Source organism: Halococcus qingdaonensis (assembly GCF_024508235.1).
In the GTDB taxonomy this organism is placed as follows: domain Archaea; phylum Halobacteriota; class Halobacteria; order Halobacteriales; family Halococcaceae; genus Halococcus; species Halococcus qingdaonensis.
In genome coordinates this window covers 1,650,286-1,661,498 of record NZ_CP101943.1, presented here as the reverse complement: position 1 = coordinate 1,661,498, position 11,213 = coordinate 1,650,286, and the positions used below count along the sequence as shown (strand labels likewise).

General features: G+C 60.8%; 9 protein-coding genes and 1 pseudogene. 8 read left to right on the top strand and 2 right to left on the bottom strand.

Annotated features, from left to right (window positions below; genetic code table 11):
- Window position 1 precedes the first annotated feature (1 nt).
- From NO363_RS08540 to NO363_RS08530, 3 genes are all read left to right on the top strand, one after another.
- On the top strand, window positions 2-1,387 hold the full coding sequence (locus NO363_RS08540; protein ID WP_256684404.1) for a glycine cleavage T C-terminal barrel domain-containing protein: 1,386 nt from the start codon (window positions 2-4) through the stop codon (window positions 1,385-1,387).
- Window positions 1,388-1,565: 178 nt separating this feature from the next.
- On the top strand, window positions 1,566-2,360 hold the full coding sequence (gene cas6, locus NO363_RS08535) for a CRISPR-associated endoribonuclease Cas6 (protein WP_256684403.1): 795 nt from the start codon (window positions 1,566-1,568) through the stop codon (window positions 2,358-2,360).
- Entirely contained in the window at window positions 2,357-2,551 is a 195-nt protein-coding gene (locus NO363_RS08530; RefSeq protein ID WP_256684401.1) for a hypothetical protein, read from the top strand. The genes cas6 and NO363_RS08530 overlap by 4 nt, the downstream gene beginning before the upstream one ends.
- Here NO363_RS08530 and NO363_RS08525 read toward each other — a convergent pair.
- Window positions 2,529-3,359, bottom strand: a complete 831-nt coding sequence (locus NO363_RS08525; protein WP_256684399.1) for an IS5 family transposase — start codon at window positions 3,357-3,359, stop codon at window positions 2,529-2,531. The two genes, NO363_RS08530 and NO363_RS08525, sit on opposite strands and share 23 nt — an antisense overlap.
- 509 nt (window positions 3,360-3,868) lie before the next feature.
- On the opposite strand from NO363_RS08525, the gene cas8b reads away from it, so the two are divergent.
- Complete coding sequence (gene cas8b / locus NO363_RS08520; protein ID WP_256684397.1) at window positions 3,869-5,452, top strand: type I-B CRISPR-associated protein Cas8b/Csh1; 1,584 nt, start codon at window positions 3,869-3,871, stop codon at window positions 5,450-5,452.
- A gap of 21 nt (window positions 5,453-5,473) precedes the next feature.
- Window positions 5,474-6,217, top strand: a pseudogene (gene cas7b / locus NO363_RS08515) (type I-B CRISPR-associated protein Cas7/Csh2); the annotation flags it as partial.
- 32 nt (window positions 6,218-6,249) lie between these two features.
- Here cas7b and NO363_RS08510 read toward each other — a convergent pair.
- Window positions 6,250-7,074 (bottom strand): transposase, encoded by an 825-nt coding sequence (locus NO363_RS08510; RefSeq protein WP_256684396.1) that lies wholly within the window; start codon window positions 7,072-7,074, stop codon window positions 6,250-6,252.
- Between the two features lie 95 nt (window positions 7,075-7,169).
- Between NO363_RS08510 and NO363_RS08505 the strand changes: the two genes are divergently transcribed.
- Genes NO363_RS08505 through NO363_RS08495 form a run of 3 tightly spaced genes read left to right on the top strand, consistent with a single transcriptional unit; the run spans window position 7,170 to window position 11,104 of the window.
- Window positions 7,170-7,436: a hypothetical protein gene (locus NO363_RS08505; RefSeq protein ID WP_256684394.1), complete on the top strand. Its 267-nt coding sequence runs from the start codon at window positions 7,170-7,172 to the stop codon at window positions 7,434-7,436.
- A gap of 27 nt (window positions 7,437-7,463) precedes the next feature.
- The gene (gene cas5b / locus NO363_RS08500) at window positions 7,464-8,261 is read left to right on the top strand and encodes a type I-B CRISPR-associated protein Cas5b (protein WP_256684392.1); all 798 of its coding nucleotides are present in this window, start codon (window positions 7,464-7,466) and stop codon (window positions 8,259-8,261) included.
- 14 nt (window positions 8,262-8,275) lie between these two features.
- Window positions 8,276-11,104 carry a CRISPR-associated endonuclease Cas3'' gene (locus NO363_RS08495; RefSeq protein WP_256684390.1) on the top strand — a complete coding sequence of 943 codons (2,829 nt, stop codon included), beginning with the start codon at window positions 8,276-8,278 and terminating at the stop codon, window positions 11,102-11,104.
- The last annotated feature ends 109 nt before the right edge of the window (window positions 11,105-11,213 follow it).

Here is an 11,213-nt window from a genome sequence, read left to right as displayed (position 1 = left end):
GATGTCCGAGAACGAGCCACCGAAAACGGACGGAGCGGAGCATCCGAACCACCCGAACGTCGATCAGTCGGATCGAACGGTGCCACGAAACCTGCGCCAGTCGGGCGACCCCGGCATCGAGATGCTGGTCTCGACGCGCGTTCGCAAGTCGCCCTTCTTCCACAAGTCCTTCGACGAGGAGGGTGCGTGGCGCGCGACGGTCTACAACCGCCTCTACCATCCCCGCGGGCTGGTCGAACCCGAAGATGGCGGTGCGATGGCCGAGTACGACGCCCTCGTCAACCGGGTCACGCTGTGGGACGTCGCCGTCGAGCGCCAGATCCGCGTCGCGGGGCCCGACGCCGAGGCGTTCGTCAACCGCGTCATCACCCGAGACGCGACCGAGATCGAGACAATGCACGGCAAGTACGTCATCCTCTGCAACGAGGACGGCGGCATCCTGAACGACCCGGTGTTGCTACGGCCCGGCGACGACGAGTTCTGGTTCTCGATCTCCGATTCGACTCTGATGCAGTGGCTCCAGGGTGTGAACGTCGGCGAGAACTACGACGTCGCGATCGACGAGATCGACGTCGCACCGATGCAGATCCAGGGGCCGCTCTCCGAGGACGTGATGGTCGAGGTCGTCGGCGAGGAGGTTTCGGAAATCCCCTACTACGGGCTGATGGAAGCCGAGGTCAACGGCTGTGACGTGCTCGTGAGCCAGACGGGCTTCTCCGGCGAGAAGGGCTTCGAGATCTACGTGAAGGACGCGATGGCAAACGCCGAGGCCGTCTGGGATCCGGTTCTCGAAACGGTGAAGGACCACGGCGGAATGCAGATCGCGCCGGGCCACCACCGGCGGATCGCGGCGGGTATCCTCTCGTGGGGCCAGGACATGGATCACGAGACTTCGCCGTTCCAGGTCAATCTCGGCTATCAGGTGCCCGACGAGACCGACGTCGACTACATCGGCAAAGAAGAACTCGAACGCCAGCAAGAACAGGTCGAGAACGGCGAGTATCCCTTCACGCACAAGCTGATCGGGCTGAAGATGGCCGGCGAGCCGATCCGTGACTACGCACCCGACTTCTGGCTCGTCTCGGATCCCGAGACGGGCGAGGAGTGTGGCTACGTCACCTCGCCGTGGTACAGCCCAGAACTGGAAACCAACATCGCGCTCGCGCACGTCCCGGCGGAAAAACTGCGCGAGCTCGACGCACCGCTCGACGACAGCATCTACGATGCCGACGCCGATATCGAGTTCGAGGTGCATCTCCCCGACGAGTACGCCGAGGAACCCGGTGAGCCGGTCTACGCGACCGTCTCCGAGGTGCCGTTCCAGGAGTCCGTGAACCCGAGCGCGCGCGAGCAGGCCAAGCTGAACGCCAGCCGGGCCGACGAGTAGCCACCTCGCGGCACGATCGTCGTTTTTCACCACGCATCCTTCGCCACGACTGGGCTCTAGTGAGCGGCGGACCACTTTCACCACGGTCTGAATATCTTTATTACAGGGACCATTCAATGCTGGTCCATGCCGACTGGTGGCGGATCATGATTCGGCGATATCGATCGGGGGGATACGGGTGCGGGTGTTAGCCAGATTGCGCGTGCGCGCGGACGCTGCCTACGACAACGCCTACCATCACAAACTCCGGGGACGGCTCTGGCGTGCGCTGGAGGGCACCGAGTTCGAGGAGCGCCACGACGGGAACGACCCGCCGGGGTTCACCTACTCGAACCCATTCCCGCCGGGCGATATGGAGGAGGGTGACGAGCGCACGCTGTTGGTCGCCTCGCCCCACGAGGAACTGTTGACCCACGTCGCGCGCGATCTCCGGACGGAGCCGGAGCTCAATATCGGCGAGATGCCCTACCGGGTCGAGGATCTCTCGGCGCTCGCACCCGACGTGGGGGAGCCGGGCTCTTCGGGCGTGATCGAGACCGGCACGGGAGTAGTGGTGCGGATTCCGCCGTGGCGACGCGAGGAGTACGGGATCGAGGGCGATTACGGCGACAACGCGACGTTCTGGCGGCCGGAGATGACGATGGAACCGTTCCGCAACCAGATCGTGGCGAACCTCGACAAGAAACACGGTCGGTTCGCGCCCGACCATCTACCCGGCCCGAGCGATCGCGACGGCGAACTGTTCGAGAGCTACGAACTGATCAAGACGTTCGCGCTCCCGGTGACGGTAACCGAGGGCGAGGAGATGACCTACGTCGTGAGCAAGTGGCGACTCGGCTATCGGGTGCGCGACGACCATCATCGTCGGCATCTGAATCTCGCACTGGATTGTGGCATCGGCGAGCGCAACTCGCTAGGCTTCGGATTCGTGAACATCACCGAGAAAACACCACCTCGGATGGAATCGACATGAGTGGCCCCACGCGCGAGGACTTCGCCGACGCCATCGCGGACTACTGGCACGACCGACCACCGGCCAGCCTGGAGGACGTCATGGCGCTGTACGGCGTGCTGGCTGTGGCCGAAAGCGGTGGGTCTCTGTATGGAACGGCTCTGTTGAATCGCCATAAGGCGATGGAATTCACTGTTTCACTGCTCGTTTGATGTTGTAGACGATACACATCAGGGCAATCTCTCGAAACTCACGGAACCAGGTACGCGCTCGCACGGCGTAGCCGAGCGAGCGCTTGACGGCCGAATTCACGGTTTCGGTCATCGACCGCTGTGCGTAGAGATCCGCGTCGATTCGGGCGTTATGGGCGTGGTCGTACGGTGCGCGGATGCAGTGCTTGATGAGCGGGCGGATCTCGAGTTCACGCAGCCGTTCGCGGAGAGCGGTCTTGTCGTAGCCTTTGTCCGCAGTGAGAGTCCGCAGATCGCCCGCATTCCGGCGGGCGATCTGCTCGCAGAGGTCGGCGTCACTTCCTTTGAGTGTGGTCGAACAGTGAACGTCGAGGACGGCTTGGGATTCTGTATCGACGAGTTTCGTGACTTTAAGCGTCTGCACGCGGTAGTTCGTGCGCTGGCAGTAGTGGCGGCTTGCGCGGTCTCGGTCGTAGAACGTGGCGTCGAGAGCAGCGTGTTTGGACGGATCGTGCAACTGCGCCGACTGGCGCAGTAGCACTCGACAGAGGCTCATCTCGATTCGGTCGAGTGCTTTACACAACGTCGACGGTGCAGGGAGATCGGCCGCGTCAAGGCCGATCTCCCGGGTTATTTGTGGCATCTCCTTCAGCAGATCGATGGTCATGCGGTAGGACGTATCGAGGTAAATCCGGAGACAATGCAGGGAAACGAGGGCGTAATCGGCGAATCCGCCGCCACCGTTCGGGGCGGCGGATTCGCTTCCATCGCCAGTAACTCTTTGTGCGACCAAGACGCATCGCTCGGTGAAGCGAGAGATTTGGGTCATGGACAACGCAAGTCTCTCGCTTCAATGCCTTTGATCTAGCGACCGATCCCGACGCCGTCTAGTGATTCAACAGAGCCTATGGAACACCAAGCAAACTCGATCCATTCGTCGACGATGGACGGCTCATCGTTATCGACGTGGATCTAACTGGTGTGGAACCCGCGTACGTTGACCTTAACGTCGATGCGCTGCGCGCGGACGATGTTCCGCGGCTTGCCTATTCACACAAGTCCTCGGGACAGGGGTCAAAGTATAGCATCACCCAGATAGGCTCAAAGACGGGAAATGATGCAAGTGGTGTAACCGATACCCAGTATGGTCCTCTTGGAAAGCTGGCTGGTTGGCCAACCCAGGATAGCATACAGACACTAACCGGGGAAGGTAGCCACCCAGATGGTTGGATCATTGAACGGCTTGCAGAGATTTTCGACAAGGACGGCGAGCCGTTAGAACGGATCAGCAACGACATCGAGTCGTTGCTATCCGTCGATGATTCCGTTCCGACAGTGATGACCGTTCGCTGTCGAATCGACGGATCGAACCTCGAAATCTCGGATGCCGATGACGTGCGACGGTTCTGGCCTGCCGACCTCGACGTACTCGACACGGCGATGCGTCGATACGCGACGGCCAACGCGACGGACAAGAACATCGACTCCGGTCCCGCCTCCGAAGGCGAAGCGGTCGGCGTCGTGACCGGTGAGATGGAACGGGTCGTCGGTACACCCGAGAGCCCGCTGGGAATCTTCTCGGTCAAGCATCCGGACGCACAGCCAGGTCTCCGACGCGATCAATCGTGGCGGAACTATCCGGTCAGCGACGATGTCGCGATGTTGTTCAGCAAGGGCCAGGATCTCATCGATCGATGTGTCTTCCGTCGCGGCGGGACGGAGACGTACGCGATACCGTACTTTGCGGGAGAGTTCACGCCACTGAAAGCCGAGACACTATACCGAGCCGTCCAATCGCTCGATCCCGACAGCGATCACACGGACGCGTCGAACGCTCCGATGGCTCGGGTCACGTATCAAATCCAGGAGAACGAAGACGAAGAAATTCGGGATCTCGGCGAACGTGAGCTCCGTTTCTACACGGTATCGCTCCCGATCAGCGACGACAAGAACGTCATCGCCGAGGAGCCAGCCGCGACCGTCTACTGGGTTTCCGAGCTCGCGGCGGCGCTCGTGGACACGGTTCACGGCCCGACACTTGATCCCGAGGCAGGAGGGTTCGCCGAGTACGACAACTGGGATCTGCTCGATTTGCCCGACGAGACGGACACCGCACGGAACGTCGCGTTCGGTCGGATCGTCGGCCACGAGTTCACCGACGCTGCATTCGCCTACCGCGACGAGGCTGGCGACGACTTCCGCCGCGTCGTCGACCACCGACTCATTGCCGGGACGCCGCTCGATGCGTCGATGCTGTTCGAGGAGTACATGCAGCGCTTCGGCGACGAGTTCGACGGCGACGATCCGGTTCCACACCAGGTGGTCGTACAGCAACTCATCCACCTCGAATCACTGTCGCGTGCAGGCCTGCTCGACGGCCTCGACGCGCCAGTCGAACCTGCTGATACACACACTATGACACATACCATCGACGACACGGACACCGACCTCTCGGACCTCGCGGCCATCCGCGAGTACCGACTCGAATCGTTCCTCGACCGACCGCTGTTCATCGAAAACGACGAGCGAAGAGCCACCGCACTCGCGGGCGTGCTCGTCGGCCAGGTGAGTTGGCACCAGGAGCACACGCGCGATATCGGTCGTCCGCTCGACTCGAAAACGCGCGGCGACCAACTCACGAAAAACGGTCTCGAACACGCAGTGAAGTCGGCACTGGAACAAGCGAAGGTGTACGCGTTCGATTCGGAGTACGACTCCGACATCCTGTTCCCGGAGACAGTAGACCGGTTGCTCGATACGACCAAGCAGATGCCAACCGACTGGGACATCGACAAGCGCGACCTCCAGTTCGCCTATGTCCTCGGTCACGCACACGGTCGTCGGTCGATGCCGAACGCGTTCGACCTCCAGGAGACCAATGACGGTTCATCCGATACGACCGCCGAAGCGCCCGCGAACTAATCCAACACACGACATCCACCCATGACGCTCAACCGATCCGAGATGCTGTTCGTCTACGACGCACAGGACTGCAATCCAAATGGCAACCCCATCGGCGACAATCGACCGCGGCGTGACCCGGACACGGGGAAGGGAATCATCACCGACGTCCGTCTCAAGCGCTACCTCCGGGATCAGTTGCTTGACGACGGCTTCGACATCTACGTGAAGAAACTCGACGGCGATGCCCGACCTCGAACGACGCTCGCGCTGGACGTCCTCGAAGAGGTCGACGACGCCGACGATATTGAGGATATCGAGGACATCGGCGAACGATTCCTCGATACAGCGACTGACGTCCGGTACTTCGGCGCGACGCTCAGTTTCGAGTCTAGCGACGAGGAGGAAGACGAACGACTCCGCCAAGCACTCAGTAGCGCACTACCAAGTCAGTACCAGGGGCCGGTGCAATTCCTTCCGGCGAAGTCGCTGAACGAGGTCGAGGACAACGAGGAGTACGACTCGCTCACCAGCGTCATTTCCACCGGTGAGGAGGCACGACAGGGTGGTTTCGACCTCGACGACAAGCGCATCAAGTACGGCATCTACCCATTCTGGGGACTCGTGGACAACAATGGTGCAGAGGCGACGAACCTCACCGAAGAGGACGTCAAGCGGCTCGATTCGCTGTGCTGGCGCGCACTGAAAAACCAGACGACCTCCCGCTCGAAACTCGGGCAAGCGCCGCGCCTGTACGTGCGTCCGGAATACGAGGCAGAGAACTACTGCTCTATTGAAAATGCGGTACGGGAGTACGATCATAGCGTCTTGGCGAGTTTCTTGATATTGTTGAGCGCGAACAGAAGAACGATCTCACGAAACTGGCGATACCAGAATCGCGAACGCAGGGCGGAGTCCTGCGTTCGCTTGACCGTCGAATAAGACGTCTCGGACATCCATCGCTGGGTGTAGCCCTTCGCTCGGATGAGCGCGTTATTCGCAACGGCCATCGGTCTCGATCCTTGATGGTGAACAAGGTACTCAACGTCTAACGCAGCGATTTCGTATTCGGTGTGCCAGTCTTGGAACCCGTTGTCAGCAGCGACTGACCGCAGGTCGTCCGCGTTCCTGCGGACGACCCGCGGGCCAGCCTTCGTGTCGTGTTCACGCTCAATACAGCAATGGACGTCCAGCACTGCAAGCGACTCTGTATCGGTCAGCGTCGTCGCCTTGATCGTCTTGACGGTGCGGCCGCTTCGCTGGAGATAGTACTGAGAGGCCTGCTTGCGTTCGAAGAACGTACTGTCCAGTGCCACATGACCAGATTGGCGGAGTTGCTGCGCCGAAGTGCGCAGCAACGCCCGCCAGACGTACATCGCGTACCGATCAATCGAATGGTAGAACGTGGTCGGATCAGGCAGCGCGTCTGTATGGAGTCCGAGGAGATCGCACACCTCAGGCATGAGACCGATCCGATCAACAAGTTCGGTGAAGGTGTGGCCTTCTTCCTTCCGAATACAGTGAGCGACGATGTGCGCCTCGCGGGGAAGCCCGCCTGATTCGGGCTTCCCCGCGTGCTTCCCCAACGCTTGTTTCGCTACGCGTAGTGCCTTCTCAACGAAGTCGAGGAGAACGATTGCCATATCCGACTCTTCGGCTTCATCTCCTCAAACCAATACCGAACAATCCCGACGCCGTGTGTCGTTTTCAATAGAGCAAGAACTACCACGTTGGTGGATTGCAGAACCTCGTCTCGCTATCAGCGGAGAGCGAGGAGCCGCTCCGCTCGATACGGGATGTCGTCCTCGACGTGACCGACCTCGTGGACGCACTGAAGAACGCACGAGACCGTATCGAGACGATCCATGTTGTTGGGGACGAGTATCTCACGCTCGAATGCGATGAAACGACGTGCAAGGCGAGCGATTTCGGTGATGTACTCGATTCCGAGGGACACAGTGTCGAGCCAATCGATGTTCTCGGCGAGCGTGACCTCGCGGAGTGACCGGCAACGTTCTATCAGCTCCCACTAATGTCACCAACCATCGACGCCAACGGTGTTCCCGACAAGTGTCTCTCGTTGACGGTGCGGTCGGCGTGGGGTCACTTCAAGCGTGTCGGTCGTAGCGTCACGAAGCAAACCTACCGGATACCACCGCGGACCACCGTCGCGGGACTGCTCGCGGCTATCGTCGGCAGCGACCGCGACTCCTACTACGACGTGTTCGCCGCCGACACGTCCGCAATCGCCATTACCGCGCTCACGGACCTGCGAACCGTAAACATTCCGACGACAGGACTGGGGACCGACCCGGATCAGTCAGTCACGAGAACAGCTGGAAGCCGTCGAAGTTACGCGCTCACATATCAGGATACCGGCGGCGACCGCCAACTGCACGCATACGAGGTGCTCGCCGATCCGGCGTACCGGATCGACGTAGCGCTCGAAGACGAGGACTACTACGAGACGCTTCAAGACCATCTCGTTAGTGGCACATCGCATTATCCACCGAGCCTCGGAAAATCGGAGTACCTCTGTTCGATTGAGGACGTCGAAGTAGATGTCGTACCATCGTCCGTCGAGCAGCGTGATCAGTACGATATCGACTCCATCGTGCCGATATCGCTCTCGGAAGCAATCCCTCAGAGTAGGGTCACGTACCGTATCGAGCGCTCTCCTGCCGTGATGGAGGCGACGCCCGGTGGGCGGCGGACTACCCGCTTCGATGACTACGTCCACACCCAGGCGGCGGACGCGAACGTTCGGGTAGCGTCCTCCGCGGAGGTAACGCCGGTCAACGTCGACGGTCGAACGGTCGTCTTTCGATAACACTTCTCAGCACTATGGAACTACCACTTATTTCCCACCCCGCGTCCGACGAAGAGGAGCGTCATCACCCATCGGAGCAGACAACCGAAGAAAGACATTTGTTGCTCACTGCTCACAGCACCGTCGTTCCCGAGCGAGCAACGACACTGTTCGACGATTCCTCCGAACGGGAACGAAACCTCTGGGCGGCAGCGACGATGCACGACTTTGGAAAGGCGACGCCGCAGTTTCAGGCGTATATCCGGCCAGAGGAGACGCACACCGGCCCCGATGCCGAGAAGAATCACGCACGCCTCGGAGCACTCGCAACGTGGTTCGTTCTAGATCGCATCGGTGCATCCGAACGTGACCGTCTCGCCGCAACCCTCGCAGTCGCACGACACCATCAGGCGTTGCCGAATGCTGCCGAGTACACGGCGGAAACACTCGCGGAAGCGTTCGATGGCGACGTGATCCGTGCGCAACTTGATGCTATCGACGAGACGTGGCCCGACGGCGCGGACGAGTTCTTCGGAATGGCAACTTCTAACACAGACCTCTCGCCGGGCACGTCGTTGTCGTGGAATGGATTCTACGAGTGGGCGTGCAACGGTGTGGTTCTCGACGACCTGTACGCCCTAGCGACCGAGGAAGAGTTGACTGGCCGACGCTCGTCGTCGGCGCATCTGCCCTCGGAACTGTACGATCGAACGCTTCACTACTGGGCGTCGCTCACGCTCGCGGACAAGAGCCACGCCATGATCATCCCGGACGAGGAACTGTTCGGGTTCGAGACGCTCGACAAGGAAACCCTCGAAGACCACATCGCCGAGTTGCGAGCCACACCGTCGAACGACGAACGTGTGGCGGCGCTGAACGACGAACGCGAGCGGGCACGCCGTCAAGCGACTCGGGGAGTTCACGAGTGGCTTGACGGTGACGCTTCCTCCATCGCAACGCTGACCCTGCCGACGGGGTTGGGAAAGACATTCACCGGTCTGTCCGGTGGATTCGAGGCGCGCGATATCCTCGATTCGCGGGACGATAGAGGGCATCCACGACCCCTGATCTACGCGCTTCCGTACACGAGCATCATCGAGCAGATGCGCGAACTCTTCGAGGACCCGGACCTCTGGGGTGCCGACCCGACGCGATCGGCGCTCACCGTCCACCATTACCTCAGCGAGACGGTAGTCGTTCACGGTGAGCACGCGGAATCGGACGTCGACGACACGGACGGCGACGAGCAAGCGGGACTACTGGGCGAGGCGTGGCGGGACGGAACGATCCTGACGACGTTCGTCCAGTTGTTCGAGAGTCTGACCGGCCCATCGAATCGTCAGGGATTGAAACTTCCGGCGCTCGATTCCGCGCTCGTCATCCTCGACGAGCCACAGGCCATCCCGAAGGACTGGTGGGATGCGATCCCGCGACTGCTCGACACGCTGACCAGCGAGTTCGACGCGCGGGTCATCTCGATGACGGCGACGCAACCATCGGTGCTCCGCGAGTTAGATACCGTGTCACTCCTCAGAACTGGCCGGGATCACGAGCCGGACGACTGCGAGATGTGTCGTCAACGGGTGGACTACGACACGAAACTTCCACCGGCAACGGAGACCGATTATTTCGATCGTGCCGAACGGGTTCGATACACGCTTGACGAGACGGCGCTCGCTCATCGACTCGATGCCGAGACCACGTTCATGGGCTACGAGGACGCCACGACGCGCATCCTTGACCGGATCGGTGACGAGGGATCGGCGCTTGCAGTCTGCAACACGATCGGGAGTTCGGCACAGCTCACCGAGACTATCGCCGAAACTCCCGACTGCGTCCATCTCGGCCCCGTCGTTCGAGACCGTCTCGAAGCGGAGAATGTCGATGCGTCGGAGCCGACAATCTCCTCGAAAGCACTCGCCCGGAGCGTCCTCGCTTCCGCGGGGCTCACACCACCTGAAGACGAAAATGATTCGTGGACGACATCAGGAGACGCACCGCTGTTCGTCCTGACGTTCAATTCTAGGTATCGACCGTTCGACCGCCGGGTTCTCATCCGCCTGGTGGAACATCTCTCGACAGCACCGGTTCGTTTCGCTTGCGTCTCGACGCAGGCGATCGAGGCAGGCGTCGACGTGAGTTTCGAAACGGTGTTCCGTGACATCGCGCCACTCGACAGCATCGTTCAGGCCGCTGGACGCTGTAATCGATCGTACGAGTGGGGACGTAATGGCGGTCGTGTCGTCGTCTGGACGCTCGCGGACCCAGAGGAGGAGACGCCCGCGACGCCAACCGAGACACCACCCGCAGAGTACGTCTACGAACGGAGGTCACAAGACGCCGGAATCCCAGGACATCTCCGGCTCATCTCGGACGTCCTTGCTGATGTCAGTGCGACGCAGGATATTGCCGATGTGGAAATCTCCCGGCACGCTGTCGATGCGTACTTCGAGGCGCTTGCGGAGAAATCCGTGGCGAGCACGGAAATCCGTGACCACATCGACACCGCGAAGGCGCGCTGGCTCTCGCGCCGATCACTGATCGGCGGCTACGAAACCGTGGACGTACTCGTCGCGGTGACTGACGCCGACATTGAGCGACTCGACGACATCACCGAAGCGTTCACGATCAACGAGCGGTGGGGATACTCGAAGCTTGACGATGCGTCACAGTTGCGAGTTTCTCTTCCGGTACGGACGATGGATGAGGCACCTGCTATCCCGCGGATCGATCACCGAGAACGGGACGAGGACGGTGCTCAGGTGTTTCGATACACGGGCGAGAGTGGAATCGAATACGGACTCGAATCCGGTGGTCTCCGGGGAACCGATGACGCCCTCGCTGGGCGATTCACGGTGATATGATGGTTTCGATGGCTTGCCGTATTGTCGGAGACGGGGGTAGAGAGGAGGTCTCGATGTGGGTGGGTTCAGAGCCGAGAACGGGGATCGGATCAAGCGACGTTTCGGTACT

Excerpts from the sequence above, each read along its gene's own strand:
- cas5b (WP_256684392.1), top strand. The coding sequence starts at position 7,464 with ATGTCACCAACCATCGACGCCAACGGTGTTCCCGACAAGTGTCTCTCG.
- NO363_RS08525 (WP_256684399.1), bottom strand. The coding sequence starts at position 3,359 with ATGACCCAAATCTCTCGCTTCACCGAGCGATGCGTCTTGGTCGCACAA.
- NO363_RS08510 (WP_256684396.1), bottom strand. The coding sequence starts at position 7,074 with ATGGCAATCGTTCTCCTCGACTTCGTTGAGAAGGCACTACGCGTAGCG.
- NO363_RS08530 (WP_256684401.1), top strand. The coding sequence starts at position 2,357 with ATGAGTGGCCCCACGCGCGAGGACTTCGCCGACGCCATCGCGGACTAC.
- NO363_RS08540 (WP_256684404.1), top strand. The coding sequence starts at position 2 with ATGTCCGAGAACGAGCCACCGAAAACGGACGGAGCGGAGCATCCGAAC.
- NO363_RS08495 (WP_256684390.1), top strand. The coding sequence starts at position 8,276 with ATGGAACTACCACTTATTTCCCACCCCGCGTCCGACGAAGAGGAGCGT.
- cas8b (WP_256684397.1), top strand. The coding sequence starts at position 3,869 with ATGACCGTTCGCTGTCGAATCGACGGATCGAACCTCGAAATCTCGGAT.